31 protein-coding genes are annotated in these 25886 nt (G+C 67.0%); 14 read left to right on the forward strand and 17 right to left on the reverse strand.

Features of this window, described 5'->3' with window-relative positions; translation table 11 throughout:
- The 9 genes from VF522_RS00390 to VF522_RS00430 form a co-directional block, all read left to right on the forward strand.
- The coding region (locus VF522_RS00390) for a hypothetical protein (RefSeq protein WP_330906211.1) at positions 1-406 on the forward strand (406 nt) is incomplete at its 5' end.
- Positions 407-588: 182 nt separating this feature from the next.
- The gene (locus VF522_RS00395) at positions 589-1566 is read left to right on the forward strand and encodes a Bug family tripartite tricarboxylate transporter substrate binding protein (RefSeq protein ID WP_330906212.1); all 978 of its coding nucleotides are present in this window, start codon (positions 589-591) and stop codon (positions 1564-1566) included.
- Positions 1567-1643: 77 nt separating this feature from the next.
- A complete protein-coding gene (locus tag VF522_RS00400) occupies positions 1644-2114 on the forward strand; it encodes a hemerythrin domain-containing protein (protein WP_330906213.1) in 471 nt (156 codons plus the stop codon).
- Positions 2115-2135: 21 nt separating this feature from the next.
- Complete coding sequence (locus VF522_RS00405) at positions 2136-3461, forward strand: Rieske 2Fe-2S domain-containing protein (RefSeq protein ID WP_330906214.1); 1326 nt, start codon at positions 2136-2138, stop codon at positions 3459-3461.
- Positions 3462-3472: 11 nt separating this feature from the next.
- Positions 3473-4465, forward strand: coding sequence for an ABC transporter substrate-binding protein (locus VF522_RS00410; protein WP_330906215.1), 993 nt, complete (start codon positions 3473-3475; stop codon positions 4463-4465).
- A gap of 43 nt (positions 4466-4508) precedes the next feature.
- Positions 4509-5477: a PDR/VanB family oxidoreductase gene (locus VF522_RS00415; RefSeq protein ID WP_330906216.1), complete on the forward strand. Its 969-nt coding sequence runs from the start codon at positions 4509-4511 to the stop codon at positions 5475-5477.
- Positions 5474-6646 (forward strand): Gfo/Idh/MocA family oxidoreductase, encoded by a 1173-nt coding sequence (locus VF522_RS00420; RefSeq protein ID WP_330906217.1) that lies wholly within the window; start codon positions 5474-5476, stop codon positions 6644-6646. Before VF522_RS00415 ends, VF522_RS00420 begins: the two co-directional genes overlap by 4 nt.
- The gene (gene nadC / locus VF522_RS00425) at positions 6643-7506 is read left to right on the forward strand and encodes a carboxylating nicotinate-nucleotide diphosphorylase (protein WP_330906218.1); all 864 of its coding nucleotides are present in this window, start codon (positions 6643-6645) and stop codon (positions 7504-7506) included. The genes VF522_RS00420 and nadC overlap by 4 nt, the downstream gene beginning before the upstream one ends.
- Before the next feature lie 9 nt (positions 7507-7515).
- Positions 7516-7779: a DUF2798 domain-containing protein gene (locus VF522_RS00430; RefSeq protein ID WP_330906219.1), complete on the forward strand. Its 264-nt coding sequence runs from the start codon at positions 7516-7518 to the stop codon at positions 7777-7779.
- Between the two features lie 39 nt (positions 7780-7818).
- Here VF522_RS00430 and VF522_RS00435 read toward each other — a convergent pair whose 3' ends face one another.
- The 8 genes from VF522_RS00435 to VF522_RS00470 form a co-directional block, all read right to left on the reverse strand.
- The gene (locus VF522_RS00435; protein ID WP_330906220.1) at positions 7819-8343 is read right to left on the reverse strand and encodes a MarR family winged helix-turn-helix transcriptional regulator; all 525 of its coding nucleotides are present in this window, start codon (positions 8341-8343) and stop codon (positions 7819-7821) included.
- 74 nt (positions 8344-8417) lie between these two features.
- Positions 8418-9401 (reverse strand): Bug family tripartite tricarboxylate transporter substrate binding protein, encoded by a 984-nt coding sequence (locus VF522_RS00440; protein WP_414709404.1) that lies wholly within the window; start codon positions 9399-9401, stop codon positions 8418-8420.
- 4 nt (positions 9402-9405) lie between these two features.
- Entirely contained in the window at positions 9406-10110 is a 705-nt protein-coding gene (locus VF522_RS00445; RefSeq protein ID WP_330906221.1) for an ABC transporter ATP-binding protein, read from the reverse strand.
- Positions 10103-10888 carry an ABC transporter ATP-binding protein gene (locus VF522_RS00450; RefSeq protein ID WP_330906222.1) on the reverse strand — a complete coding sequence of 262 codons (786 nt, stop codon included), beginning with the start codon at positions 10886-10888 and terminating at the stop codon, positions 10103-10105. Before VF522_RS00450 ends, VF522_RS00445 begins: the two co-directional genes overlap by 8 nt.
- Positions 10885-11847 carry a branched-chain amino acid ABC transporter permease gene (locus tag VF522_RS00455; RefSeq protein ID WP_330906223.1) on the reverse strand — a complete coding sequence of 321 codons (963 nt, stop codon included), beginning with the start codon at positions 11845-11847 and terminating at the stop codon, positions 10885-10887. The genes VF522_RS00450 and VF522_RS00455 overlap by 4 nt, the downstream gene beginning before the upstream one ends.
- Positions 11844-12707, reverse strand: coding sequence for a branched-chain amino acid ABC transporter permease (locus VF522_RS00460; protein WP_330906224.1), 864 nt, complete (start codon positions 12705-12707; stop codon positions 11844-11846). The genes VF522_RS00455 and VF522_RS00460 overlap by 4 nt, the downstream gene beginning before the upstream one ends.
- Before the next feature lie 86 nt (positions 12708-12793).
- On the reverse strand, positions 12794-13966 hold the full coding sequence (locus VF522_RS00465) for an ABC transporter substrate-binding protein (RefSeq protein ID WP_330906225.1): 1173 nt from the start codon (positions 13964-13966) through the stop codon (positions 12794-12796).
- Between the two features lie 127 nt (positions 13967-14093).
- Positions 14094-14855: a GntR family transcriptional regulator gene (locus VF522_RS00470; protein WP_330906226.1), complete on the reverse strand. Its 762-nt coding sequence runs from the start codon at positions 14853-14855 to the stop codon at positions 14094-14096.
- A gap of 172 nt (positions 14856-15027) precedes the next feature.
- Between VF522_RS00470 and VF522_RS00475 the strand changes: the two genes are divergently transcribed.
- The 5 genes from VF522_RS00475 (at position 15028) to VF522_RS00495 (ending at position 20431) form a co-directional block, all read left to right on the forward strand.
- On the forward strand, positions 15028-16071 hold the full coding sequence (locus VF522_RS00475) for an aromatic ring-hydroxylating dioxygenase subunit alpha (RefSeq protein ID WP_330906227.1): 1044 nt from the start codon (positions 15028-15030) through the stop codon (positions 16069-16071).
- Between the two features lie 4 nt (positions 16072-16075).
- Positions 16076-17032, forward strand: a complete 957-nt coding sequence (locus tag VF522_RS00480; RefSeq protein ID WP_330906228.1) for a PDR/VanB family oxidoreductase — start codon at positions 16076-16078, stop codon at positions 17030-17032.
- Positions 17033-17145: 113 nt separating this feature from the next.
- Complete coding sequence (locus VF522_RS00485) at positions 17146-18258, forward strand: 5-methyltetrahydropteroyltriglutamate--homocysteine S-methyltransferase (protein ID WP_330906229.1); 1113 nt, start codon at positions 17146-17148, stop codon at positions 18256-18258.
- 89 nt (positions 18259-18347) lie between these two features.
- Complete coding sequence (locus VF522_RS00490) at positions 18348-19397, forward strand: response regulator (RefSeq protein ID WP_330906230.1); 1050 nt, start codon at positions 18348-18350, stop codon at positions 19395-19397.
- A gap of 50 nt (positions 19398-19447) precedes the next feature.
- The gene (locus VF522_RS00495; protein WP_330906231.1) at positions 19448-20431 is read left to right on the forward strand and encodes a virginiamycin B lyase family protein; all 984 of its coding nucleotides are present in this window, start codon (positions 19448-19450) and stop codon (positions 20429-20431) included.
- Between the two features lie 6 nt (positions 20432-20437).
- Here the strand turns inward: VF522_RS00495 and VF522_RS00500 are convergent, their stop codons facing one another.
- The 9 genes from VF522_RS00500 to VF522_RS00540 form a co-directional block, all read right to left on the reverse strand.
- Positions 20438-20854: a hypothetical protein gene (locus VF522_RS00500; RefSeq protein ID WP_330906232.1), complete on the reverse strand. Its 417-nt coding sequence runs from the start codon at positions 20852-20854 to the stop codon at positions 20438-20440.
- Positions 20855-20874: 20 nt separating this feature from the next.
- Positions 20875-21063: a hypothetical protein gene (locus tag VF522_RS00505; RefSeq protein WP_330906233.1), complete on the reverse strand. Its 189-nt coding sequence runs from the start codon at positions 21061-21063 to the stop codon at positions 20875-20877.
- A gap of 197 nt (positions 21064-21260) precedes the next feature.
- Entirely contained in the window at positions 21261-21605 is a 345-nt protein-coding gene (locus VF522_RS00510) for a DUF3592 domain-containing protein (RefSeq protein ID WP_330906234.1), read from the reverse strand.
- Positions 21606-22162: 557 nt separating this feature from the next.
- Positions 22163-22585 (reverse strand): hypothetical protein, encoded by a 423-nt coding sequence (locus tag VF522_RS00515; protein ID WP_330906235.1) that lies wholly within the window; start codon positions 22583-22585, stop codon positions 22163-22165.
- Between the two features lie 1089 nt (positions 22586-23674).
- Positions 23675-24109, reverse strand: a complete 435-nt coding sequence (locus VF522_RS00520; RefSeq protein WP_330906236.1) for an SAM-dependent methyltransferase — start codon at positions 24107-24109, stop codon at positions 23675-23677.
- A gap of 247 nt (positions 24110-24356) precedes the next feature.
- Positions 24357-24788, reverse strand: coding sequence for a GNAT family N-acetyltransferase (locus tag VF522_RS00525; protein WP_330906237.1), 432 nt, complete (start codon positions 24786-24788; stop codon positions 24357-24359).
- Positions 24789-24832: 44 nt separating this feature from the next.
- Positions 24833-25096, reverse strand: a complete 264-nt coding sequence (locus tag VF522_RS00530; RefSeq protein WP_330906238.1) for a Txe/YoeB family addiction module toxin — start codon at positions 25094-25096, stop codon at positions 24833-24835.
- Positions 25093-25338, reverse strand: coding sequence for a type II toxin-antitoxin system Phd/YefM family antitoxin (locus VF522_RS00535; RefSeq protein ID WP_330906239.1), 246 nt, complete (start codon positions 25336-25338; stop codon positions 25093-25095). Before VF522_RS00535 ends, VF522_RS00530 begins: the two co-directional genes overlap by 4 nt.
- Positions 25339-25540: 202 nt before the next feature.
- Positions 25541-25804, reverse strand: coding sequence for a hypothetical protein (locus tag VF522_RS00540; RefSeq protein ID WP_330906240.1), 264 nt, complete (start codon positions 25802-25804; stop codon positions 25541-25543).
- Positions 25805-25886: the final 82 nt, after the last annotated feature.

The following is a 25886-nucleotide window of genomic DNA, read 5'->3' on the forward strand; positions in this document are numbered from 1 at the left end:
AGTGGACCTGTCGAAGGAACAGGAAGCGCCGGCGCGTCCCGGAATGATGCTGGTGCAGGCCGACGGCATGGACCACCTGGAAGCGGGCAAGGACGGCAACAACGGCGACGACGGCGATCCCTTCCCGGGCAGCAGCAACACCACGAAGCTGCTCGATGCCGGCGTGATCAGCACCAGCTTCCCCGAAGGTCCACCCTCGGGCGTGCGGCTGTCCAACATCAGGATCGATGCGGCCGGCGTGGTGACGGTGGACGTGCGCATCGGACTGGCGCCGATCAAGTTCAAGGCGCCGGCGGCGAAGGCGAAGGTGGTGGACGATCCACGGCTGACGCTGCCGGGCCTGCTGGCGAAGAAAAAGAAGAAGCCGGCGACGAAGACGGTGCGTCCGCACGCTTCGCGCCTGTAGAGGGTCATTGGCCGACGAGGAACGCGCGTCAGTCGCTTCGAATGCGTACTAACCCTGATCAAAAGATGGATCGGCTTTTGATCCACGTCAAATATACTTAGACGTCGAAGCATTTGACCGCTTTCGCACCGCACCTGCCGGCGCGCCGTGCAGAGCTACCTCACGCCACAAGGAACCCCTTCATGCGCCTCGTCCGCCGCACATTCCTCTCCGTCGCTCTTGCCGCCGCCGGACTCGGCGCTCTGCCGAGCGCAATGGCCCAGAGCTATCCGTCGCAACCGGTGCGACTGGTCGTGCCTTACGCGGCTGGCGGGCTGCCCGACACCGTGGCGCGCATCATCGGCCAGCGACTCACCGAAACGCTGGGCCAGGCATTCGTGGTCGACAACAAGGCGGGCGCGGGCGGCGCGGTGGCCGCGGCCGCCTTGGCGAACGCGCCCGCCGACGGCTATACGTTCATCGTGACGGATGGACCGATGCTCGCCATTCCGCCGTTCGTCACCGCCAAGCCCGCGTTCAATGCGCAGAAGGACTTCGTGCCTGTCTCGCTGGTCGGGATCGCCCCGCTGTACCTGGCCGTCAATTCGAACGTCAAGGCCAACACGCTGGACGAACTCGTCGCGCTCGCGAAAAGCAAGCCGGGATCGCTGAACTACGGCTCTGCCGGCCTGGGCAGCATCCACCACCTCACGGCGGAAGCCATGCAGCAAGGCCTCGGCATCAAGCTCACGCACGTGCCTTTCAAGGGCAGCGGACAGTCCGTGCCCGCCATGATCGGCGGCCAGGTGGACATGATCCTCGGCTCGCCGCCGGCGCTGATGGGATTCGTGAAGAACGGCAAGGCGAAGCTCCTTGCGATCAATTCCGCGAAGCGGTCCGCGCAAACGCCCGATGTACCCGCGCTGTCCGAGAAGATCCCGGGCTTCGACTTCGCCTTCAACGTGGTCGTCCTCGCCAAGCCCGGCACGCCCGCCGAGGCCATCAACAAGGTCAACGCGGCGATCGCGAAGGTGGTGAAGATGCCCGAGGTGGTCGAACAGCTCTCCAAGGCGGGCGTCGACCCGGTCGGAGCCTCCGTGCAACAGACCTCGGTCGCCCTGCACGCGGAGATGCAGCGTGTCGCCGGAGCGGCGCAGCACGCCGGCCTGAAGCCGGAATAATTCGCGAACGGCCGGCGACGGGGCATGGACGCCCCGTTTTCGCGCCACTATACTTAGCCTCCTAAGTTTTTCGAACCATGCAAGCCCCACCCCAGACCCCGGAAGCCGCGACCTGGCGCGACGACCTGCGGCTCGGCTTCGCGCCGATGGACGCGACGCACGAAGAGTTCCTGGCGCTCGTGGACGCGCTCCTGGCCGCACCGGACGCCGCCGTCGCCGAAGCCCTCGCCGCCGTGCACGCGCACACGCGCGAGCACTTTGCCGCGGAGGAGCGCTGGATGGACGAGACCGGATTTCCGGCCGCCGGATGCCACCGCGACGAACATGCGGCCGTGCTGGCCAGCATGGACGGCGTCGGACGCAAGGTAGCCGCCGGCGAAGTGGAAGCGGCGCGGCGGCTGGCCCGGGCGCTCACGGAATGGTTCCCCGGCCACGCGGACTACCTGGATTCCGCGCTGGCGCACTGGATGTGCAAGAAGACCCTGGGTGGCAAGCCCGTGGTGCTGCGTCGCAGGAAGGTCGAATCGCCGGCCGCCGCGGCAGCCTGATGGAATCCCTGGAGAGAGATCATGTTGACTCACGAAGAGAACGAACTGCTGTGCCGCGTGGAGGGCGATGCCCCGATGGGGCGGATGATGCGTCGCCACTGGACTCCCGTGTGCCTGGGCGAGGAAGTCGGCGAAGCTGACGGCGCGCCGGTGAAGGCCCGCGTCTATGGCGAGAACCTGGTCGTCTTTCGCGACAGCGACGGGCGCGTCGGCGTGCTGGACGAGTCGTGCCCGCACCGTCGCGCGTCGCTGGTCTACGGCCGCAACGAGGAAGGCGGCCTGCGCTGCCTGTACCACGGCTGGAAGATGGACGTGGACGGGAACGTGCTGGAGATGGTCTCCGAGCCGGTTTCCAGCGGCCTGGCGGAGAAGACCAAGCACAAGGCGTATCCCGTCAAGGAGTGGGGCGGCATGGTCTGGGCCTGGTTCGGCGCGGCGGATTCCGTTCCCGAATTCACGCCGCCGCCCTGGGCGCCGACGGCCAACGTGCGCGTGAGCATCGCCAAGGCGATCCTGCCCTGCAACTGGGCGCAGGTGCTGGAAGGCGCAATCGATTCCGCGCACAGCTCCAGCCTGCACTCCTCCGACATGGTCCCCGCGCGCGTCGACAGCGCCGGCGCGACGGACAAGCTGTGGCTGCGGCCCTCCACCGACAAGGCGCCGCGCCTGCAGGTGCAGCAGGCCGGCTACGGCTTCCGCTACGCCGCCCTGCGCCGTCCCATCAAGGACGCCACCACCAGGGACTACGTGCGCTCGACCGTGTTCGTGGCGCCCTACTCCGTGCTGATCCCGCCGAACAACCTGTACAACGTGGCGAACGTGAACGTTCCAATGGACGACACCAGCACGGCGTTCTATTTCATCGCCTGGGGCGATCCGGCGCAGACGCCCGAGACGGAAACCTGGCGCAAGTTCCTGCGCCAGACCGTCGGCGTCGACCTCGACGCGTACTACCGCCCACTGCGCAACCAGGACAACCGCTTCTGGCAGGACCGCCAGGCCATGAAGGCGGGCAACTTCACCGGCATCACCGGCTTCCCGAACCAGGACATCGCGATGTGGGTGACCATGGGCACGATCGCCGACCGCACGCACGAGCGCCTGGGCGCCAGCGACCTGGCGATCGTGGAATTCCGCAAGCAGATGATCGACGCCGTCAGGAATTTTCAACGGGGCGGTCCCGTCATCGGCACCGGCGAACTTGCGATCCCGCGGACGGTGTGCTCGTTCCAGGCCATCGTCCCGAAGACGACCGACTGGCGCGACTTCGCGATTCGCCCCGTGCTCGCCGGCGGCGCGGACGATGCCGGGGAAATGGAACCGTCGTACTCCGTGCAGAACGCCTGAGGCAGCCATCCATGTCCAAGCTCCAGCTCTCCGTCGCCATGGGCGACTACGACCGCACCCGGGCGCTTTTCGACGGGCGCGTGCAGATCGACGGCGTCGATCCCGTCTACATGCTGCTGAACCCGGAGGAGATGTTCTTCCGCTCGATGCGCAGCCGCGACTTCGACATCACCGAGCTGTCCTTCTCCAGCTACCTGGTGAAGCACTCGCGCGGCGAATGCCCCTACATCGCGGTGCCGGTCTTCCTTTCACGGGCCTTCCGCCACACCTCGCTGTATGCGCGCCGCGACCGCATCTCCCGCCCCGAGGACCTGAAGGGCAAGCGCATCGGCCTGCCCGAGTACCAGCTCACGGCCAACGTCTGGGCGCGCGCCATCCTGGCCGATGACTACGGCATCCACCCGGAGGACATGACCTGGGTGCGCGGCGGCATCGACACTCCCGGCCGCCCGGAGAAGATCAAGCTGGACCTGCCGCCCGGCGTCAGGGTGGAAGCCGCGCCCGAGGGCACCACGATCTCCGAGCTGCTGGATCGCGGCGAGATCGACGCCTTCATGGGCCCGCGCCCGCCGAGCCGCCACATCCTGCAGAAGAACCCGAACATCCGCTGGCTGTTCGACGACCCCACGGCCGTCGCCAAGGACTACTACAAGCGCACGGGCGTGTTCCCGATCATGCACATCGTCGCGATCCGCAAGGAGCTGGCCGCCCAGCATCCCTGGCTTCCGAACGCCGTGTTCAAGGCGTTCAACCAGTCCAAGGCCGCCGCGCTGGAGCTGCTGTCCGACACCTCGGCCACCAAGGTGACCCTGCCCTTCGTCGAGGAGCAGCTCAAGGCCGCTCGCGACACCATGGGCGAGGACTACTGGTCCTATGGCGTCGGCCCGGCGCGCCGTACGCTGGAGACCTTCGTGCGCCATCACCATTCGCAGGGGCTGTCGCCGCGGCAGGTTGCCGTGGAAGAACTGTTCCATCCGTCCACGTACGAGAGCTATAGCATCTGACCGCAAGGTCGCCCGCACGGACGACCTTGCCCGAGCCTCCGCCATGATCCTCCAGACCCATGCCGACACGCAGATGCCTCTGCGCGTGGCCGCCATCACCGATGTCGCCGAGGGCATCCGCAGCTTCGAGCTGGTGCAACCCGACGGATCGGAGCTGCCCCCGTTCACGGCAGGCTCGCACGTGAAGGTGCAGACGCCCAACGGGCTGCTGCGGAAGTACTCCCTCTGCAACGATCCGGCGGAACGCCACCGCTACGTGATCGCCGTCAAGCGCGACGACGGCGGCCAGGGCGGCTCGCTCAGCATGCACGACGAAGTGCAGCTCGGACAGACGCTGCCCACGTCCGTGCCGGACAACGCTTTCCCGCTCGTGGAGAACGCCCGCTCGTACGTGTTCATCGCCGGCGGCATCGGCATCACGCCGGTCCTGTCGATGATCCGTTCCTTCGGCGAGCTGCCCCCGGCATCCTGGAAGCTCTACTACCTGACGCGCTCCCCGGAAACCACGGCCTTCCTCGAGGAGCTGAAGGAGCCGGCGCTGAAGCGCAACGTGGTGATCCACCACGACCTGGGCGACCCCGAGCGTGCCTACGACCTCTGGCCGGTGCTGGAGAAGCCGAACGCGGGGCATGTCTACTGCTGCGGCCCCAAGGGCCTGATGGAATCCGTGCGGGACATGAGCGGGCACTGGTCTCGCAGCAACATCCATTTCGAAAGCTTCAACGAAGGCGGCGGCGTCAAGGCCGACGACAAGCCCTTCCAGGTGAAGCTGGCGAAGTCAGGGCGGGAATTCCAGGTTCCCGTGGGCAAGTCCATCCTGTCGGTGCTGCGCGAGCACGGTTGCGATGCGGCGTCTTCCTGCGAGAGCGGAACCTGCGGCACGTGCCGCACCGCCCTGCTCGAGGGAGAAGCCGACCACCGCGACATGGTCCTGTATCCGGAGGAAATGGAAAGCCAGATCATGATCTGCGTCTCGCGGGCCAAGGGCGAACGCCTGGTGATCGACCTGTGAGCAGCGCACCGGTCCGTTTGGGCGTGGTCGGGCTGGGGCGGGCCTTCACGCTCATGCTGCCCACATTCCTGGCCGACCAGCGCGTGCAACTCGCCGGCGCGTGCGACCCGCGTGCCACCGCGCGGGAACAATTCCAGCGCGACTTCGCCGCGCCTGCCTACGGCACGCTCGAGGAACTCGCGCGCGACCCGTCCATCGAAGCGCTCTACATCGCCAGCCCGCACCAGTTCCACGCGGAGCACACGCGCATCGCGGCGGCGCACCGCAAGCACGTCCTGCTGGAAAAGCCGATGGCGCTCAGCCTCGACGAGTGCGACGCGATGATCCGGCAGTGCCGCGAAGCGGACGTGCGCCTGATCGTGGGGCACTGCCACAGCTTCGACGCGCCGTACCTGCGGGCTCGTGCCATCATCGAAGGGGGCACGCTGGGTCGCGTGCGGATGATCCACGCCCTGAACTACACCGATTTCCTGTATCGGCCCCGTCGGCCCGAGGAATTGCGAACCGCCGAAGGGGGCGGTGTGGTCTTCAGCCAGGCGGCGCACCAGGTCGACGTCGTCCGCTTGCTGGGCGGGAGCGAGGTGATTCGGGTGCGGGCGGTGACCGGGGCATGGGACGCCGAGCGGAACACGGAAGGCGCCTACTCGGTGCTCCTGTGGTTCGCCAACGGCGCTTTCGCCTCCCTCACGTATAGCGGCTATGGCCACTTCGACTCGGATGAGTGGTGCAACTGGACCGGCGAGATGGGCCATGCCAAGAACCCGTTCGAGCACGGAGGCGCACGCAGGCGCCTGCGGCAGATCGGGACTCCCGGGGAAGAGGCCCGGCTGAAGAACGAGAGCACGTACGGCGGGCCTTCGTACAAACCGCCCGCCGCTGCCTCGACGGCCTGGTACCAGCACTTCGGGCCCATCGTCGTCTCGTGCGAGCGCGGAGATGTCCGGCCGCTGCCCGATGGCGTATGCCTCTACGGCGACGATACGAAGCAGCACGAGCCCCTGGCCCCGCCTGCGGTTCCGCGGTCCGAGGTCATCGACGAGCTCGTGGCCGCCCTGCGCGACGGCGTGGCGCCGCTGCACGACGGCCCCTGGGCCCGCGCCACCCTGCAGGTGTGCCTTGCCATCCTCGAATCCGCGCGCGAGAACCGTGACGTATCCTTGAACGCATGAACTTCGAACAGAACGAAACCCTGGAGCTCACTCGCGCCCGCAACGTGCGTGACGCGCTCGCGGAAGACATCGGCCGCGTGGACTGGACCGCACAGCTCGTGCCGCAGCAGCATCATGCTCGCGCCCAGGTGGTGGCCAAGGAAGCCGCTGTCATTTGTGGCCGGCCCTGGTTCGACGACTGCCTGCTGGCGCTCGATGCGGCGGCGCGCGTGCACTGGAATTGCGAGGAAGGCGATGCCGTCGCGACCGGGACCGTCGTCTGCACCCTCGAGGCGAACGCCCGCGCCTTGCTGAGCGCCGAACGCGCGGCGCTCAACTTCCTCCAGATGCTCTCCGGCGTGGCGACACGCACGCGCGAATACGTGGACGCCATTGCCGGCGCCTCCCCGAACCCGAAAGGCTGCCGACTCGTGGACACGCGCAAGACATTGCCCGGCCTGCGGCAGGCGCAAAAATACGCCGTGCGCGTGGGAGGCGGCAGCAACCACCGCATGGCGCTTTGGGACGGCATCCTGATCAAGGAGAACCACATCGCGGCAGCCGGCGGGATCGGGCCCGTGCTCGCACAGGCACGCGCGCTCCAGTCCGGTGTGGACATCCAGATCGAAGTGGAAAGCCTGGACGAGTTGCGCACCGCCCTGGCGAACGGCGCCACGAACGTGCTGCTGGACGACTTCAGCATGGAAGACGTGCGTGCCGCGGTCACGCTGAACGCCGGGCGCGCTGTCCTCGAAGTGTCCGGCGGCGTCGATCTGAAGACGGTACGCCAGATCGCAGGCACCGGCGTGGACCGCATCTCGATCGGCAAGCTGACCAAGGACGTGCGCGCGATCGATCTCTCGATGCGCGTCACGGGCTGAGCATCCAGCATGTCCAAGGCGAGATGCCCAGCCACCTGGAAGGTACCGGCGCGCTTCACACCGGTGGTGTTTGCCTTCTTCATGTCGGTGCTCGTCGCGTTCGTGATGAGCGTCGCAATGACGGCGATGAACACGGGGCTGCATGGTGGGTTCCTGCTGCGCGTCCTGCGCAACTACGCCGTCGCATGGCCGGTGGCATTTGCAAGCGTGCTGGCCACGCGCCCCCTGGTACTCAGGCTTGTCGCCCTGACAGTGGACGGGCCGAGGCCGTGAGCGCGGTCGATCTCCCGATGCGCGTCACGGACCGGGGATTCAGGCCTCCGGCTGCGGCTCCGGGCCGAGCGCCTCGTCGCGCGCGAGGTTGTCCAGCATCACCAGCAGGCAGCGTCGCGTCGTTTCGATCTCGCTTTCCTTCAGCCCGCGCATGGCGACCGCGTTGACCTCCTCGGCCATCGGTACCAGCTTGCGCTTGAGCGCCTTGCCCTTCGTGGTGAGGAAGACGTAGATGTTCTTCCGGTTCTCCGGGAGCCGCTCTCGCGTGAGGTAGCCGAGCTCCTCCATCGCGCGCAGGGCCACGACGGTGGTGGGCTCCATCACGCCCGCCTCGTGGCTCAATTCCCTCTGCGTCAGCCCGTCCTGCTCCCAAAGGATGCGCAGGAAGGCCCAGTGTCCGAGCGAGACCCGTTCCGCAGCCAGGCGCGCCTGCAAGGAGCGCAGGAAGCTGCGCGATGCGTCCTTCACAAGGTGCGCCATCCGGTCGTTGGGGACGGCGTGATGCCAGTGCTTCAGGATGCGCTGGGAAATCTCTACTTCGCGGTCCGCAGCTGAACGAGGCATCCCCGAATTCTGCACCATGAGACAGGACATTTGCCGCGAATGGCGAAGCGTCCGGTTCGCCGAACCCCGACGCCCTACTGCCGCGGAATCTTCGCCCGCGCGATCACGTCGCTCCAGCGCCGGATCTCGCTGGACAACAGGTTCCCCAGGTCCTCCGGCGTGCTCCAGCGCGCTTCCACGTTCTGGTCGGCGAGCTTCTTCTTCAGGTCCGCACTCGCCAGCGCCTTCTTCAATTCCGCATTCAGCCGCAGCACCACCGGCGACGGCGTCTTGGCCGGCGCGGCCAGGGCGTTCCACGACGACACCTCGAACTTCGCCAAGACCCCGCCCGATTCCGCCGCCGTCGGCACGTCCGCCAGGCCCGCGGGACGCGTGTCGCCGAAGGTCGCCAGCGCGCGCAGCGCCTTGCTCGTGATCTGCGGCCGCATCGGCGCCAGGATCTCCACCGCGGCATCGACTTCGCCACCGCGCAGCGCGGTGATCACCGCCGGCGTGCCGTTGAAGGGGACGGTCTGCGCCTGGATGCCCGCGGTGGACTTGAACAGTTCCGCCGCCAGGTTCTGGGTGCTGCCGATCGCCACCGTCGCGATGTTCAGCTTGCCGGGATTGGCCTTCGCATACGCGAGCAGGTCGCCGAGCGCATGGAATTTCGAGTTCTCCGCCACGACGAGCGCGATGTCGAAGGTGCCGAGCAGCGAGATCGGCGCGAAGTCCTTGCGCGCGTCGAAAGGCAGCTTCTTGAACAGGCCTTCACTCACCGCGGTGCCGTTGCTCATGAGGAGCAGCGTGTAGCCGTCAGGTTCCGCCTGCGCCACCAGCGAACCGGCGGTGATGCCGCCCGCGCCGGGCCGGTTGTCGATCACCACGCTCTGACCGAGCTGCTCCGAGAGCTTCTGCCCCACGGCGCGCGCCGTGAGGTCGGCGACGCCGCCGGCGCCGAAAGGCACGACGATGCGGATCGGCTTGTTCGGCCAGTTGCCTTGGCCTTGCGCGGCGAGCCACGGCATTCCGATGGCGGCGATCACGCCGCCGATGGCCAGTCTGCGATTGCGGTTCATCCGCCTATCGTGCCACACCCAGCAGTCGGTCCAGCAGCTCGGGCGCGGAGCGCAATGCGGCGGCGGTGTCGGCATGCACCACCGTTCCATGATCCAGCACGATCGCACGGTCGGAGATCGCCAGGATCGCCTGCGGATGCTGTTCGACGATGATGGCCGACAGCTTTTCCTCGCGCGTGATGCGGGCGATGGCGCGCAGCAGCTCCTGCACGATGATGGGCGCGAGACCTTCCAGCGGTTCGTCCAGCAGCAGCAGCCTGGGGTTCACCACCAGCGCGCGGCCCATCGCCAGCATCTGCTGCTCGCCGCCGGACAGCTGCGTGCCCAGGTTGCCCTTGCGCTCGGCCAGCCGCGGGAACATCTCGTAGACGCGCTCCGGCGTCCAGCGGCCGGGACGCTGCACCGCGGCGAGGTTCTCGTGCACGGTGAGCGACTTGAAGATGTTGCGCTCCTGCGGGACCCAGCCGATGCCGGCCGCGGCGCGCTCGTGCGAAGGCAGCTTGTGCAGCGGCACGCCGCCGAGCGTGATCGTGCCGCCATGCTGGCGCGTGGCGCCCGCCAGCGTGTCGATCAGCGTGGTCTTGCCGGTGCCGTTGCGACCGAGCAGCGCCAGCGTCTGGCCCTCGCCCAGCGCGAAGGAGACGTCGTTCAGCACCACTGCCTCGCCATAGCCGGCGCGCAGCTTCTCGACCTGCAGCAGCTCAGACATGGGCGGCCTCCGCAGTCGCGTGCGCGTGGGTGTCGTCATGGCCCAGGTACACCGCCTTCACCTCCGGGTTGTTGGCGATCTCGCCGGGCGAGCCTTCGGTGAGCACCGCGCCGTTCACCAGCACCGTCATGCGGTCGGCGAAGCTGAAGACGAGGTCCATGTCGTGTTCGATCAGCAGCACCGACACGTCGGCCGGCAGCGCGGCGACGGTCTGCAGCAGCTCCTCGCGCTCGCCCGGGGGCACGCCGGCGACGGGCTCGTCCAGCAGCAGCACGCGCGGCTCGCAGGCCAGCGCGATCGCGATCTCCAGCAGGCGGCGCTTGCCGTAGGCCAGGTGCTCGGTCTTCTGGCCGGCGACTTCGGCGAGATGGAACTGTTCCAGCAGTTGCCGGGCGCGCTCCGCCACCGCCGCATCCTTGCCAAGCGGCTGCCACCAGCGCGCGCCCTGCCCCCGATGCTGCGACACGACCAGCGCCAGCGTCTCCAGCGGCGTCATCGACGCGAACAGCTGGTTGATCTGGAAGGTGCGCACCATGCCGCGGCGCACGCGCTGGTGCGGGGCGAGCGAGGTGATGTCGCGGCCTTCCAGCGCGATGCGGCCTTCGGTGGCATCGAGCACGCCGGTCAGCAGGTTGATCAGCGTGGTCTTGCCGGCGCCGTTGGGGCCGATCAGCGCGTGGCGCGCGCCGCGGTGCAGGTCGAGCGAGACGTTGTTCGTGGCCGTGATGCCGCCGAACTTCTTCACCAGTCCCTGGCAGGACAGCACGATCTCGCTCATGCGCTCCTCCGGAACCAGGTCCAGGGCTTCAGCAATCGGTCACGCCCCGCCAGCACCAGCACGACCAGGAACAGCCCCAGCCAGAAGGTCCAGTACTGCGGCGTGATCTGCGACAGGAAGTCCTGCATCAGCTTGAACACGATGGCGCCGGCGACGCCGCCATAGAGCCAGCCGACGCCGCCGATCACCACCATCAGCATCACGTCGGCGGAGCGGTGGAACTCGAACACGTCGATCGAGGCGAAGCCGGAGGACTGCGTGAACAGCGCGCCGGCGGCGCCAGCGATCGCCGCGGCGATCGTGTACACGGCGATCAGGCGCGCATGCACCGGGATGCCGATCGCCATCGCGCGGAGCCGGTTGTCGCGGATCGCCTTCAGCGTCGCGCCGAAGGGCGAGTGGACGATGCGGCGCGCCACGAAGAACAGGATCACCAGCACGGCCAGCGAGTAGTAGGCGGCGACCTGGCCCTGCAGGTCGAACTCGAACTTCCCCAGCACCGGCTTGAACATGAGGCCCTGGATGCCGTCCATTCCGCCGGTGAGCCAGTCCAGCTTGTTGGCCAGCTCGAACAGGATCAGCGCGATGCCGAGCGTCACCATCAGCCGCGTGAGGTCGGTGCCGCGCAGGATGGTGAAGCTGGCGAGCAATCCGAGCACGGCGGACGTCGCCATCGCCACCAGCAGGCCGATGTGCGGATCCGGCGTCACGTGCTTGCACAGGAGCGCCGCGGTGTAGGCGCCGAAGCCGAAGAAGGCCGCGTGTCCCAGCGACACGATGCCGCTGTAGCCCAGCACCAGGTCCAGCGAGATCGCGAAGAGCGCGACGATCGCCACTTCGTTGACGATCAGCGCATGCGAGGGCAGCAAGGCCGGCACCGCAAACGCCGCCAGCCAGAACACGATCTCCCAGGGCTTGATGCGGCTGGCGCGCAGCAGCGTCGATTGCGCTCCGCTCATGCCTTGCCCCCTTGCCGCACGAACAGGCCGTTGGGCCGCCACAGCAGGATCACGATCATCAGCGCGTAGACGATGAAGGCGCCCAGCCGCGGGACGTAGTACTTGCCGGCCACGTCGGCGATGCCGAGCAGCAGCGCCGCCAGCAGCGGACCGGTGATCGAGGAGGTGCCGCCCACGGCCACCACGATCAGGAAATAGATCATGAACTTCAGCGGGAAGGACGGGTCGAGTCCCAGCACCTCCGCGCCGAGCGCGCCACCCAGCCCCGCCAGGCCGGAGCCGAAGGCGAAGGTGGAGAGGAACACCACGTTGACGTTGATGCCCATGCCGGCGGCCACGCGCTGGTCATCGACGGAGGCGCGCAGCCGGCTGCCGAAGCGCGTGCGCGCCAGGATGTACTGCAGTCCCACCGTGAGCGCCGCGCACACCGCGATGATGAACAGGCGGTAGTGCCCCATGCCCAGCGAGCCGATCTCGGTGCGGCCCTTGAGCCACTGCGGCAGGTGGATGATCTGCTGCGTCGAACCGACGTAGTAATCGACCGCCGCCACCGACATGAACACCAGCCCGATCGAGAACAGCACCTGGTCCAGGTGCGGCTTGCGGTACAGCGGCCGGTACAGCGTGCGCTCCAGCACCGCGCCGAGCAGCGCCGCACCCAGGAAGGCGGCCGGCAGGCTGACCAGGAAAGGCACGTCGAGCCGCTGCATCAGCAGCACGGTGATGTAGCCGCCCGCCATGGCGAACGCGCCGTGCGCCAGGTTGATGAAATTCATCAGGCCCATGGTCACGGCCAGCCCGACCGCGAGCACGAACAGCAGCATGCCGTAGGCGATGCCGTCGAAGAGGATGGTGAGCATCTGGAGGTTGGGCGTTCAGCGTTCAGCGTTCAGCGGGGAACAGCCGTCGGCGTCCACGCTCAACGCTGAACGCCCAACGCTGAACCTCACTTCGCCTTGCCCGGATCCTTCACGTCCTTGATCACGTCGAACTCCACGTTCCACAACTGGCCGTCCTTCTTCTCCACCTTGCGCAGGTAGATGTTCTGGACGACGTCGCGGGTCTGGGCGTCGATGAAGACCGGGCCGCGCGGGCTTTCGAAGATCTGGCCTTTCATGGCGCCGAGCAGCGCTTCGCCGCCGCCCTTGCCGCCGGTCTTCTTCAGCGCTTCGTAGATGACGCGCATGCCGTCGTAGCCGCCCACGGCCATGAAGTTCGGGCGCAGGCCCTTGTTGGCCTTCTGGAAGTCGGCCACGAACTTCTTGTTCACCGCGGAGGGGTGGTACGTGGAGTAGTGGTGCGAGGTGACCACGCCCAGCGCGACGTCGCCCATGTCATTGAGCTGGTCGTCGTCCGTCACGTCGCCGGTGCCGATCAGGCGGATGCCGGCCTTGTCCATGCCGCGCTCGCCGAACTGCTTCATCACCGCGGCGCCCGCGCCCGAGGGCACGAACACGAACAGCGCGTCGGGCTTGAGGTCGCGCACCTTCTGCAGGAAAGGCGCGAAGTCCGGGTTGCGCAGCGGCACGCGCAGCGTCTCGGACACCTTGCCGCCGTTGAACAGGAAGCGGTCCTTGAAGAACTTCTCGGCGTCGAGGCCGGGACCGTAGTCGGTGACCAGCGTGACGACCGTCTTGATGTTGTTCTTCGGCGCCCAGTCGGCCATCGCCACCGCGGCTTGCGGCAGCGTGAAGGAGGTGCGCACCACGAAGGGCGAGGCTTCGGTGATGCTGGACGTCGCGGCGGCCATCACCACCAGCGGCGTCTTCGATTGCGTGGCGATCGGCGCGACGGCCAGCGCCGAGGGCGTGATGCCCATGCCGGCCAGCACGTTCACCTTCTCGTTCACCACCAGTTCCTGCGCGAGGCGGCGCGTGACGTCCGGCACACTGGTGTCGTCCTTCACGATCAGCTGGATCTTCTTGCCGGCCACGGTGTCGCCGTTCTGCGCGATCCACAGCCTGGCGGCCGCTTCGATCTGGCGGCCGGTGGTGGCCTGCTGGCCCGTCATCGGCAGGACCAGGCCGATCTTGAACACGTTGTCCTGCGCCAGGCCGAGGCCGCTGGCCACCAGCAGGCCCGCAGCCATGGCGGCGTGGAGGAAGGTTCTTTTCTGCATGACGACGGTCTCCTTCTGAATTTGCTGCGGATTCTGGTGGCGCGCTTCGCGCGCGCAAGCCCGGCGGGAACTCTAGCAGTTATAGCCATCTGCAATAGCGCGCCCACGGCGATCGCGATCGGTGCATTCAACCGCGCTGGCGGATCAGGCGCACGCCCGGCATCCGCTCCGGGTGCGGGCCGCGCACGGCCTCGCGCAGGTTGCGTTGCGCGAGGCGCGAGTGCTCCCGCATGATCGCTTCGGCCCGCGCGCCTTCGCGCCCTTCGATCGCGTCGAGCACCTGCCGGTGCTGGTCCTGCGCCACCACCAGCATGTCGCGCGCCTTGGGCGAATTGGCCTGCACCACCACGAAGCCCGAAGGCGAGGCGAAGGGCAGGCTCACCACGCGCTCCAGCTCGCGCACCAGCACCGGGCTGCCGGCCATCTCGGCGAGCAGGGTGTGGAAGCGCTGGTTCAGGCGCACGTACTGCGTGAAGGCGTCGTCGTCGAGCGCCGGTTGTTCCAGCAGGCAATCGACCTCCTCCAGGCAGGCGCGCGCCTCGGCGAGCACCGCGTGCTCCACGCCGCGCTCGGCGGCCAGGCGCGCGGCGAGACCTTCGACGGTGCCGCGCAGCTCGATCGCATCGGCGACGTCGCGCTCGGAGAAGGTGCGTACCGCATAGCCGCCATTGGGCAGCGCCTCCAGCAGGCCTTCCTGCTCCAGCCGCATCAGCGCGGCGCGGATCGGCGTGCGCGAGACGCCGAGGCGCTCGACGATCGCCAGCTCCGCGATGCGCGAGCCACCGGGCAAGTCGCCCGACAGGATCATCTCGCGCAGGCGCAGCTGCGCCTTCACGGCCTGGGAGCCGCCGGATTCGTCCTGCGGCGCGAGGGGCAGGCGGGCGCTCATGAAGGGTCTGCTGTATACATTGCGGGCGATTAGAGCGAAGCAGCGGGCCATCGTCAATCGCGGATTCCAGAGGCAAACACGAAGTAGCTCAGGGTTAACCCTGAATCATCGATGTATACAGCGCGAAGGCCCTTGCCTATCATCGGCGCCTCTTGCCGCCTTCGAGTTCTCCATGTTCCCCAAGAACGCCTGGTACGTCGCCTGCACGCCCGACGAGATCGACGACAAGCCGCTGGGTCGCACCATCTGCAACGAGCGCATCGCCTTCTACCGCCGCAGCGACGGCCAGGTGGCGGCGGTGGAGGACTTCTGCCCGCACCGCGGCGCACAGTTGTCGCTCGGCTCGGTGTGCGAGGGCAACCTGGTGTGCGGCTACCACGGCCTGGTGATGGGATGCGACGGCAAGACCGTCTCCATGCCCGGCCAGCGCGTGCAGGGCTTCCCGACGATCAATGCCTATCCCGTGGTGGAGCGCCATGGCTTCGTATGGGTATGGCCTGGCGAGGCGGAACTGGCCGACTCCGCGGCGATCCACCACCTCGCGTGGGCCGAGAGTCCCGACTGGGCCTATGGCGGCGGGCTGTACCACATCGCGTGCGACTACCGCCTGATGGTCGACAACCTGATGGACCTGACGCACGAGACCTACGTGCACACCGGCAGCATCGGGCAGAAGGAGATCGACGAGGCGCCGGTGACCACGAAGACCGAGGGCGAGCACGTCATCACCAGCCGCTTCATGCACGGCGTGATGGCCCCGCCCTTCTGGCGCGCCAACCTGCGCGGCAACGGCCTGGCCGACGACGTGCCGGTCGATCGCTGGCAGGTGTGCCACTTCCATCCGCCGAGCCACGTCATGATCGAAGTGGGCGTGGCCCACGCCGGCAAGGGCGGCTACGACGCACCGGCGAAGGACAAGGTGTCTTCCATCGTGGTGGACTTCCTCACCCCGGAAACCGGGACGAGCATGTGGTACTTCTGGGGCATGGCGCGCAACTTCGCCGTGAAGGACACCAACCTCACCGCGCAGATCCGCGACGGCCAGGCCAGGGTGTTCGCCGAGGACACCGCGGTGCTGGAGGCGCAGCAGCGCAACCTGCAGCGGCATCCCGGGCGCCGGCTGCTGATGCTGAACATCGACGCCGGCGGAGTGCAGTCGCGCCGCATCATCGAGCGCAAGGTCGCCGCGGAAGATCCGCGCCGGCTGGTGGCCTGACGCCATGACGCAGATCGCCGTCAAGGTCCTGGGCAAGAAGCAGGAAGCGCTGGACATCGCCAGCTTCGAACTGGTGAAGCCCGACGGCTCCGCCCTGCCCGCCTTCAGCGCCGGCTCGCACATCGACGTGCAGGTGCCGGGCGGGCCCACGCGCCAGTACTCGCTGTGCAACGACGCGGCGGAGAACCACCGCTACCGCATCGCGGTGCTGCGCGACGCCGCCTCGCGCGGCGGCTCCACCGGCATGCACGACACGGTGCGCGAAGGCGACACGCTGCTGGTCAGCGAGCCGCGCAACCACTTCCCGCTGGTGCACGCGGACAGGCACCTGCTGTTCGCGGGCGGCATCGGCGTGACGCCGCTGCTGGCGATGGCGCAGCGGCTGTCGACGATCGGCGCGGAGTTCACGCTGCACTACTGCACGCGGTCGCGGGAACGCACGGCGTTTCGCGACGAGATCGCGGCGTCGGCGTATGCGCAGCGGGTGAAGTTCCATTTCGACGACGGGCCGCCTTCGCAGAAGCTGCACCTGGAACGCGCGCTCGGCGCACCCGAAGCCGGCACGCACGTCTACATCTGCGGCCCGACCGGCTTCATCGCCTTCGTGCTGAAGACGGCGGAAGGCCTGGGCTGGAGCAAGGAGCAGATCCACCTCGAATATTTCGGCGCCGAACCGCAGGACACCCACGGCGACCGCGCCTTCCAGGTGAAGATCGCCAGCAGCGGCGAGGTGTACGACGTCCCGGCGGACCTGTCGGTGGTGCACGCGCTGCAGGCGCACGGGATCGAGATCATGACGTCGTGCGAACAGGGCGTGTGCGGGACGTGCATCACGCGCGTGCTGCAGGGCGAATGCGATCACCGCGACCTGTATTTCACCGACGCGGAAAAGGCGAAGCAGGACCAGTTCACGCCGTGTTGTTCGCGGGCGAGGAGTCCGTTGCTGGTGCTCGATCTGTGACCGCCGTCATTCCCGCGAAGGCGGGAATCCAGGGCATCCGCATTGAAAGCCCTGGCTCCCCGCCTGCGCGGGGATGACGAATACCATTCAAACCCTCACCGAGAGACCCCACCATGATGCACCTCCCCGCCCGCTACGACCACGTCGGCAGCTTCCTGCGCCCGCAGTCCCTGCTCGAAGCCCGCGCGCAGAAGGCCAAGGGCGAGATCACGCCCGGGCAGCTGCGCAAGGTGGAGGACCAGGCGATCGCCGAGATCGTGAAGTTCCAGCAGGACGTCGGCCTGCACAGCATCACCGACGGCGAGTTCCGCCGCACCTACTTCCACATCGACTTCCTCGAGCAGCTCGGTGGCGTGAAGACGGACATCCCGGTCACGATCCGCAAGCCGGACGGCACCGAGGAGCTCGCGCCGCCCGTGATCCGCGTGATCGACAAGGTGCGCCATGCCAAGGACATCCAGAAGGCCGACTTCGAGTACCTGACGTCGCAGGTGGCCCTGGGCCGCACGCCCAAGGTGACGATCCCCTCGCCCACCATGCTGCACTTCCGCGGCGGCCGCGCCGGCATCAGCAAGGACGCCTATCCGGAGCTGGACCCGGTCTTCTACGACGACGTGGCCAGGGCCTACGGCGACGAGCTGCGCTCGCTGCACGACGCCGGCTGCCGCTACGTGCAGATGGACGACACCAACCTGGCCTACCTGTGCGACGAGAAGATGCGCGAAGCGGCCCGCCAGCGCGGCGACGACCCCGACGAGCTGCCGCATCGCTACGCCAGGTTCATCAACAAGGTGGTCGCGCAGAAGCCGCAGGACATGCTGCTGGCCATGCACCTGTGCCGCGGCAACTTCAAGAGCACCCACGCCGCGGCCGGCAACTACGAGCCGGTGGCCGAGGCGCTGCTGAAGGAGATGGACATCGACGCGTACTTCATGGAGTACGACGACGCGCGCTCCGGCGACTTCCGCCCGCTGCGCTACCTGCCCAAGGGAAAGACGGTGGTGCTGGGCCTGGTGACCACCAAGTTCGGCCAGCTCGAAGACAAGGACGACCTGAAGCGCCGGATCGACGAGGCCGCCCGGTACGCCCCCATGGAACAGCTTGCCCTGTCGCCGCAGTGCGGCTTCTCCAGCACCGTCCACGGCAACAACATCGCGGTGGAAGACCAGCGCAACAAGCTGCGGCTGGTGATCGAGACGGCCCGCGAGATGTGGAACGTGGACTGACCCTTCCGTCATCCCCGCGGAGGCGGGGATCCAGGGCTTCCGAAAAGCGCCGCGCCCGCGGCGCTTTCCTTTTTTGGGACAATGCCCCCATGCCCAAGGTGTTGCTGATCGAAGACGACGACGCACAGCGCTTCGTCGCGAGCTTTGCCCTCCGCAAGGCGGGCCACGAGGTGCGCGAGGCCCCGGACGGCCCCCGCGGGGTGGCCGCCGCGCGCGAAGAGCTGCCGGAAGTGATCGTCTGCGACGTGATGATGCCGGGCATGACCGGCTACGAAGTCGTCGCCGAACTGCGCAACGACCCGCAGCTCAAGACGGTGCCCTTCATCCTGCTCACCGCCATGTCCGACCGCAAGCACATGCGGCAGGGCATGACGGCGGGTGCCGACGACTACCTCACCAAGCCCTACCGCCCCGACGAGCTCTGCGAGGCGATCAACGCCGTGCTGGCACGGCGGCAGGGGCAGGAGGAAGCCTTCCGCAGCTCCATGTCCGGCGCGGTGGAAAGCGCGCTGGAAGAGCAGAAGGAGACGCTGACGCGGCGCTACGAGCACCAGTTGCAGCGCGAGATCAACGCCCGCTGGACCCAGGCCAACGCCTCCAGCGACTTGCATTACGAGAACGCCTTCGTGCTGGTGGCCGACGTGCTGGGCGCCGGCGGACGGGCCCAGCAGACCGACCTGGTGGAGCGCGTGAAGCAGGCACAGCAGGCGGCGCGCGATGCCTTCTACCTGTTCGGCGCCACGCAGGTGGTGCCCTATGGGCCGCTGCTGGTCGGCGTGTTTTCCAGCGATGCGTCCAGCCTCACGACGCCGGCGGCCGTGCGCGTCTTGCGCGCGGCGCTCGCCTTCCTCAAGGGCGCGCCGCGCGACCGCCAGGTGACCGTGGCCCTGCACCAGGGCCCCGTCGCGCTGGTGGCCAATACGGATGGCCTGCACGGCGACCAGGGCCATGCGCTGGTGCCCGGCGCCACCATGGACACCGCGGGGACGCTGGAAGCCTTCGCTTCGGGCAGCGGCTGGCGCCTCGTCGCCTCCGAAGCCATGGCCGGCACCTTGGGCGACAGCGCGACCGCGGGACGGCGCGCCCAGACCGCCGACGGCGAAACGGTCGTCGAGATCACGGGCCTCGCGGTCACTTGAGGGCCGGGCGGGCGGCGCGCAGAATGGCGCGGCCACTGCAGGAGCCCGCCATGTCCCTTCCCCTGCTCACCCGGCGTCCCGTGCTGGCCGCGCTCGCGGCCGCCGCCCTGCCCGCCCTTCCCCCGGCCCATGCGGCCAACACGATGCAGTCGTGGAAGCTCGCGACCTCGCGCCGCACCGGCATCCACGACGTCGCGCCCGCCCCCGACGGCGGCGTGTGGTTCAGCGCGCAGGCCAGCGGCCACCTGGGCTGGTTCGAGCCGGGCACCGGCCGTACCGAGCTCGTCGCGCTCGGCACTGGCTCGTCGCCGCACAGCGTGATCCAGGGACCCGACCGCTCGGCCTGGCTCACCGACGGCGGCCAGAACGCCATCGTGCGCGTGACCTGGCCGCAGCGCGCCGTCACGGTCCATCCGCTGCCGCCGGCCACGCCCCACGCCAACCTCAACACCTGCGCCTTCGACGGCGACGGCGACCTGTGGTTCACCGGGCAGGCCGGCTGGGTCGGCAAGCTCGCCGTGCGCACCGGCCAGGTCACGGTGAAGGAAGCGCCGCGCGGCCGCGGACCGTACGGCATCTGCACCACGCCCGCGGGCGAGGTCTGGTGGTGCTCGCTGGCCGGTTCCTTCATCGCGCAGATCGATCGCAGGACGGGAGACTCGCGCGTCGTCGAGCCGCCCACGCGTGGCCAGGGCGCGCGGCGCGTCTGGAGCGACAGCCGCGGCCGCATCTGGGTGGCCGAGTGGAACAGCGGCCAGCTCTCGATGCACGATCCGTCGGCGAACAGCTGGCGCGCGTGGCGCGTGCCCGGCAACGGACCGCAGGTCTATGCGGTGTACGTGGACGAGCGCGACACCGTCTGGTGCAGCGACTTCGGCGGCAACGCAGTGTGGTCCTTCGACCCGCGCGGCGAGAAGTTCGAGCGCCACGCGATGCAGCGCGACAGCGCCAACGTGCGGCAGATCCTGGGGCGCAAGGGCGAGGTGTGGCTCCCGGAGAGCGGCACCGAACACATCGCCGTGATCCGCACCTAGCGGCGGCTACCGGGGCAGCTTGGCCCGCACGCGGTCGATGTCCGGCTGGAAGAACTCGTCGACGCCCTCCCGGATGAACGCGAGCCAGTGGTCGATGGCGAGCCATTGCTCCGCTGTGTAGGGCGTGGCGGGCTTCCAGCGATGGTCCGCATCCAGCGCGAACACCAGCGCGTCGGTGGCGTCGGAGCGATCGTCGGCCAGCGCGTGCAGCAGCCAGGCCGGCAGGTAGTACTGCTTGGCGGCGTCGGAAAGCAGCGGCAAGTCCCAGACGTGGCCGCGCAGGACGTCGTCGGGCAGCGCGGTCGCCGCGTGCGGAAACAGGTCCGCCGCGAGCGTGTCGCACTCGCAGCAGCGGTGCGGCGCGATGGCATCCTGCGCCGGCCTGGCAACACCTGCGAACGCGGCGAGGATCTCGCCGCGCAAGGCTTGCGCGCCGGCTTCGTTCAGCGGCGGTCCTTCGGCCGGTGCTGCTGCGCGATCGTGCGGATCCCGTCCTGGCCCAGCGCCGGCTGCAGCACGCGCTGGTTGCGCGCGCGCAGGGCCTCGGCCGCCTGCGGATCGAAACGGCGGTTCACGTAGTTGGCCGCCTTCTCCTCGGGGACATCCTGGTAATACTCGGACCAATTGCCCATGTGCAACCTCCCTGTGTACGGCGAAAGCTTACGGCCAGGCGTAGCGGCGAGGCAATAAGCAGGTCGCTGATGCGCAACAGGGGGGAGGACGAGTGGTGGGGGAGGACCGACGAGCGTGGTGTTTCGGATCGAGCCTGAGACTCCGCGGCGTGGACGCGGCCCCTTCGCATCCCGCGTCCCCTTCGAAAGTCGGGACTTTAGGAACCATCGTGACGATGTTCATGCCCGACGAGTATCGAAACGAAGGGATGCGAGGGCAAGTACCGTACGGGAAGCCGGTCGCCGACGTTCATCCGCACGCCGCCATCGAGCCTGCGCGTGACGGTCAACGGCTTCCGTGCTCCCTTGGGCAAGTACGTGTACGTGACCTCGGTGGAGGCGTAGCGCCCGGTGTGGACTTCACATTTCAGCACCTGCGCCTCCGCCAGTTCGCCGTGGGCGATGAGGTGCGCGTTCGCCCTCCTCCGCCCGGCCCGGTGAAGGCCCCAGATCACGAGGGTGGATGCGATGCCGACGGCAGCGAACCAGATTCGATAGTCCATGCGTTCAGTCGGGTTCCCGGTCAACGTCTCGCGGCGAAACGTCACGAGCGAATGCCGCAAGCCGGCTTGCCGGCGATAGCGCTCACTTGAGCACTTCCGTGCGCATGCGGTCTTGCAGCCGATGCGCCAGGAAAACCGCGAGCGCCAGGCATGCAGGCACGATCAGCGCAATGGTCAGGATGGTGATCACGGCTCCGCCATTTCATTCCGCGCCCGACCGCAAGGCCAGCAGTCCCTCAGCGACCCGCTTGGAGACGCCTGCGATCCGTCGTTTGAGTGCGATGAACATCTGTGTTTCGGGCACGAACTGGAGCCACGATAACCGAATGCGCCGACGGCAGCCAGCGCCCATCCCGCGCGATGACCAGCCGCTCTGAGCCTCTTCCCGTATTCGAGGGACGTCGGTTGTGATTGTCAGACGCGCACTGCGGTGTCCGTTGTCCTGGCGGAACTGAAACGAACGATCTCCGGTACGCCTGTCGCGGCATGGGTGCTCTGCGACGGGCGTCCGGGTCGACGCTTGTCAGCCCCGCTCGCCTCGCGCGCGCTGCGCTGCCCTATCCAGGATTCGCTTCGTCATGCCCCTCCTTGCCGAGTTCATGGTGAGAACTCCAATCAGCACCATCGTCTGCTTCGAAAGGGAAGTAGAGCTCGTCTGATTCCGGCGCATAACAGTAGTTCAGGCCGAGTCCCGACATGATCGCCCGGATCGCTGGAGGGCGAGAGTAGACATCGATGTCCATCAAGGTCTCGTTCGGCCGGCCGAAGAGCGAAATTTCAAACGCATGCTCGTCGCCGTCAAAAGGGCCGGAGGCAAACAGCATACGATCCGAGCTCCTCCAGCGGAGTCCCGACAGAACACGTTCGAGGTCAGCTCTGACCTCCTCCCGGCTGCCTAGCGGTTCGCGGTGCTCGCGATCCCAGGTACGCATGGGCCCAAGTCCCTCGACGGCGCGGAAGAGGCTGAGGCGGAACGGCATGGCGTTTTCTGATCGCGTTGACGTGAGGAGACCGACTCGTTAGACGTCACCGCTTCAGCAGGGACGAGTACATCCGCAATGCAGCATCGAACTGCAGTGCAGTCCAAGTGCCCCCTTGTACTCGGCCAGGAGCCAGCCCGCCGATAGCGAGAGGAGAACGAGAAGCGACCAAAAGGCAATCCGTAACCTCCTCTGGCCCTTGGCTCTCTCTCGGGCGGTCTCCCGAGAAGCTCGAAACCGGAGCGTCCTTGCCTTCCAGTCTTCCACGGAGTCGTAGCGCTTGAGCCTTTCACTGTACACGCCGGCGCCAAGCGAGGCCGCGAGTTCAAACATGGCTTCGACCAACTCCTCCGGAGGATCCTGCGCATGAATGAGACCGTACGGGGTTAGCCAAAGAGGTTTGCGAGTCCCCACCAGAGTCACGCGCTGCTGCGACACCCCGCGTCGATTCACGTGTTCCAAAACTGAGAGGCGCGCACAACTGCTTGCGGCCGCCAACCACTCGGCCTCCGAGATAGGCTCGTCCTTGAAGCCTGGCCGTGATACGTAGACATGGAAGCTCATGCGGTCCGGACAAGATGGCTTGCCGTTTTGGGGAGGCCCGCCTCCATGACTATCGTGGGTTGCGCACCTAGGGTGTGCCGAGCCACAAGGCAGTCCGTCGAAGCGGCTGCAAGTTCGTCAAGGAGGCGAGCCATGCGCAAATCTAGCACTCTGTATGTTGGATTGGATGTCCAGAAGGACAGCATCGACATGGGTGTTTGCGACGCGCCACGCAATGCCGACGTGCAGCACCTGGCCACGGTGGCGGGCGGCTGCGAGGCGGTGCCCAGGCCTTGCGCCGCCAGATCAGCCTCGGGCGAAAGCTGCACATCGTGTGCGACTGCCTCAATCTCGCCCGGCTAGCCCGCTCGGGCGAACTCTCGCCAGTACGCGTGCCCGACGCCGGGGACGAGGCGGTGCAGGGTCAACCGTCGCACACGCACCCGGCTCCGTCGCGTTCTCTCCGCGGCACTTGCAATCTGCACATATCCGCGATGCTCGGAGGGAAGGTCCCCTTGTCGCAACGTTTCCGAGTCGACCGATCTGTCAGGCCGCACCAACTCGAACCTCCCGTAGCGGACTGCCGCCGTCCAAGAACAGACGCCCGCCCTTGCGCAGGGCGCTCGCGATACGGACCATTGCTGCCTGTTCGATCTCCGGATGGCGTCCATCCAGCGCCCCAACCCGAACGGCGAACGCAATGTCATAGGGTTCCTCGCCCGGAGCAAGTTCCAAGTCTTCAACTGCCACGAGGCGAAAGCTCAGGCTACCCGCAGCGATTTCTGCCGCGGATCCCGCTAGGGCCTGGGTGATCGCCTTCTCGGAGCGGTCGATGCCGAGTACGTGGCCTCCTCCAACACGCTGGGCAACCGCCCGAGCTGCTGCGCCAGGGCCGCAGCCGATTTCCAGAACACGCATGCCCGTCTTCAAGGGCAACGCGTCCACGACTGCGGCAAGGCGAGGTGATAGATCAACTGGCATGGAGCAGCACCGGATTGTGCGGTCTAACGTAAAACAGCAACGACGGCACCTCAGGGAGGGCTACTCCCTGAGCTCGATCTTGCCATTCACCACGGTGCCGGTTGCGACTTGCATGATGCAAGGGTACTTCTCGATCGTCGCATGCGCTACCTGCTGCGGTCTGACGCTGCCGGTGCGTGTCCGTGTCGAACGACCTGTTAGACATCACGCGCACGGCGCCTCCGTCGTTCTGGCTTCGCCTGTGCCGCTAGGCTTCACTGAAGTAGCCACGCTCCACCTGCTGCTGCTGATTCTCGAAGAGGGCCATAGCAGTCTTCATTCGCAAAAAGCCAAACTTCCGGTAGAAAGGCTCTTTGCCAGGGACCGCATACAGGATGATCTTCTTGTGACCGCGTGACATTCCAACCAACTGGCTGACAACCTGCTTGCCAAGGCCTGTGCCTTGATGGCTCGGCAAGACCGCAATGTCGCAGATGTACGAGCAGTCCGCACCGTCTGCGAGCGCACGACCCACCGCCACCAGCTTCTTGTTCTCGTAGACGAAGCATTGAAACATGCTGTTTGAGAAGACCTTCTGCAGATGAAGCGGCTTCTTCTCGCCCAGTGGCGCCGCCCGATACAGGGCCGACAGTTCTTCCCAGTCGAGTCCATCGGCGGAGTGTTTCCATTCCAGTGTCACGCGATGTCTCCTTGTCCGAGTCGACCGACCTGTTATGCCTCGCGTCACTCATAGTGAGTCCACATCCGGAGGACACGAACCGTGCGTTCCTTCTTGAAGACTTCGTACACCAGCCGGTGCTGGATGTTGATGCGCCGGGAGTACGCGCCCTCCAGGTCTCCAACAAGCTTTTCGTAAGGAGGTGGGTTCTGGAATGGGTCCTGCGCCAACACCTCCAGCAATTCCTCCGCCTTCTCCCTCAGACCAGCCGCTGAGAGTTTCTTTGCATCCTTCAGGGCATGCTTGGCGAAGACGACCTGCCACTTCACCACTTGACTTCTCTGGCGCTCTTCTCCAGAGGCTCAGCCATGCCCTTCTTGATCGATTCACGCATGCCAGGGACGGACAAGAGATACAGCGTCTCCTGGATCGCATCCCAATCCTCGGCCGAGACCAGCACGGCGCTACTGCGTTTTCCAGCGATCAACACAGGCCGATGCGACTCGTTCGTCTCGTCAATCAGCCGGTACAGGTTGGCGCGGGCTTCACTAGCGGTGACAGGGTTTGCCATGGGGTACTCTCCGATGATCGAATATCGTACGCTTATTCGTACGCTTGGTCAAGCACGGCGGCTCCGACAAGGTATAACGTGAAGGTGACCCGCACCCAGCGGCAAGGGGCCGCACGGTGCAAGATTTCTAACGGCACTGTTCGGCCCCTTGCCGCAACGTGTCCGAGTCGACCGACCTGTTAGGGCTCACGCGGCGCATTGCTCAATGATGTCCATGGTCGCCAGGGCCTTCGGGGCCGTATCCAGCGTCAGGGACCAACCGATTGTCGCGGGGCCTTGCGCCTGCACGATCCATCATCAGGAAGATGTGGCAGAACAGCGCGCCCAGAGCGGGGATCGCCCAAATGATGATGCTCTGAACGAGCTTCTGCGCCCGAGAGTACTCTCGAGCGCTCAGCACACGGGCGGTGGCGTACACCTGGTACGCGATCAGAGCAACGAGGATGAGGATCAGCGCAGATCTCATGGATGTTCGTGAGCTCTAACGTGAAGGTGACCGGCACGTTGCGGCAAGGCGCCGCGAGGTGCAGGATATCCAACGGCGCCTC

The organism is Ramlibacter sp. (assembly GCF_036383835.1).
GTDB lineage: Bacteria > Pseudomonadota > Gammaproteobacteria > Burkholderiales > Burkholderiaceae_C > Ramlibacter.

What these genes read in the sequence shown, in the direction of transcription:
- VF522_RS00395 (WP_330906212.1), top strand. Translation starts at nt 589, where the DNA reads ATGCGCCTCGTCCGCCGCACATTCCTCTCCGTCGCTCTTGCCGCCGCC.
- VF522_RS00400 (WP_330906213.1), top strand. Translation starts at nt 1,644, where the DNA reads ATGCAAGCCCCACCCCAGACCCCGGAAGCCGCGACCTGGCGCGACGAC.
- VF522_RS00405 (WP_330906214.1), top strand. Translation starts at nt 2,136, where the DNA reads ATGTTGACTCACGAAGAGAACGAACTGCTGTGCCGCGTGGAGGGCGAT.
- VF522_RS00410 (WP_330906215.1), top strand. Translation starts at nt 3,473, where the DNA reads ATGTCCAAGCTCCAGCTCTCCGTCGCCATGGGCGACTACGACCGCACC.
- VF522_RS00415 (WP_330906216.1), top strand. Translation starts at nt 4,509, where the DNA reads ATGATCCTCCAGACCCATGCCGACACGCAGATGCCTCTGCGCGTGGCC.
- nadC (WP_330906218.1), top strand. Translation starts at nt 6,643, where the DNA reads ATGAACTTCGAACAGAACGAAACCCTGGAGCTCACTCGCGCCCGCAAC.
- VF522_RS00430 (WP_330906219.1), top strand. Translation starts at nt 7,516, where the DNA reads ATGTCCAAGGCGAGATGCCCAGCCACCTGGAAGGTACCGGCGCGCTTC.
- VF522_RS00435 (WP_330906220.1), bottom strand. Translation starts at nt 8,343, where the DNA reads ATGCCTCGTTCAGCTGCGGACCGCGAAGTAGAGATTTCCCAGCGCATC.
- VF522_RS00440 (WP_414709404.1), bottom strand. Translation starts at nt 9,401, where the DNA reads ATGAACCGCAATCGCAGACTGGCCATCGGCGGCGTGATCGCCGCCATC.
- VF522_RS00445 (WP_330906221.1), bottom strand. Translation starts at nt 10,110, where the DNA reads ATGTCTGAGCTGCTGCAGGTCGAGAAGCTGCGCGCCGGCTATGGCGAG.
- VF522_RS00450 (WP_330906222.1), bottom strand. Translation starts at nt 10,888, where the DNA reads ATGAGCGAGATCGTGCTGTCCTGCCAGGGACTGGTGAAGAAGTTCGGC.
- VF522_RS00455 (WP_330906223.1), bottom strand. Translation starts at nt 11,847, where the DNA reads ATGAGCGGAGCGCAATCGACGCTGCTGCGCGCCAGCCGCATCAAGCCC.
- VF522_RS00460 (WP_330906224.1), bottom strand. Translation starts at nt 12,707, where the DNA reads ATGCTCACCATCCTCTTCGACGGCATCGCCTACGGCATGCTGCTGTTC.
- VF522_RS00465 (WP_330906225.1), bottom strand. Translation starts at nt 13,966, where the DNA reads ATGCAGAAAAGAACCTTCCTCCACGCCGCCATGGCTGCGGGCCTGCTG.
- VF522_RS00470 (WP_330906226.1), bottom strand. Translation starts at nt 14,855, where the DNA reads ATGAGCGCCCGCCTGCCCCTCGCGCCGCAGGACGAATCCGGCGGCTCC.
- VF522_RS00475 (WP_330906227.1), top strand. Translation starts at nt 15,028, where the DNA reads ATGTTCCCCAAGAACGCCTGGTACGTCGCCTGCACGCCCGACGAGATC.
- VF522_RS00480 (WP_330906228.1), top strand. Translation starts at nt 16,076, where the DNA reads ATGACGCAGATCGCCGTCAAGGTCCTGGGCAAGAAGCAGGAAGCGCTG.
- VF522_RS00485 (WP_330906229.1), top strand. Translation starts at nt 17,146, where the DNA reads ATGATGCACCTCCCCGCCCGCTACGACCACGTCGGCAGCTTCCTGCGC.
- VF522_RS00490 (WP_330906230.1), top strand. Translation starts at nt 18,348, where the DNA reads ATGCCCAAGGTGTTGCTGATCGAAGACGACGACGCACAGCGCTTCGTC.
- VF522_RS00495 (WP_330906231.1), top strand. Translation starts at nt 19,448, where the DNA reads ATGTCCCTTCCCCTGCTCACCCGGCGTCCCGTGCTGGCCGCGCTCGCG.
- VF522_RS00505 (WP_330906233.1), bottom strand. Translation starts at nt 21,063, where the DNA reads ATGGGCAATTGGTCCGAGTATTACCAGGATGTCCCCGAGGAGAAGGCG.
- VF522_RS00510 (WP_330906234.1), bottom strand. Translation starts at nt 21,605, where the DNA reads ATGGACTATCGAATCTGGTTCGCTGCCGTCGGCATCGCATCCACCCTC.
- VF522_RS00515 (WP_330906235.1), bottom strand. Translation starts at nt 22,585, where the DNA reads ATGCCGTTCCGCCTCAGCCTCTTCCGCGCCGTCGAGGGACTTGGGCCC.
- VF522_RS00520 (WP_330906236.1), bottom strand. Translation starts at nt 24,109, where the DNA reads ATGCCAGTTGATCTATCACCTCGCCTTGCCGCAGTCGTGGACGCGTTG.
- VF522_RS00535 (WP_330906239.1), bottom strand. Translation starts at nt 25,338, where the DNA reads ATGGCAAACCCTGTCACCGCTAGTGAAGCCCGCGCCAACCTGTACCGG.
- VF522_RS00540 (WP_330906240.1), bottom strand. Translation starts at nt 25,804, where the DNA reads ATGAGATCTGCGCTGATCCTCATCCTCGTTGCTCTGATCGCGTACCAG.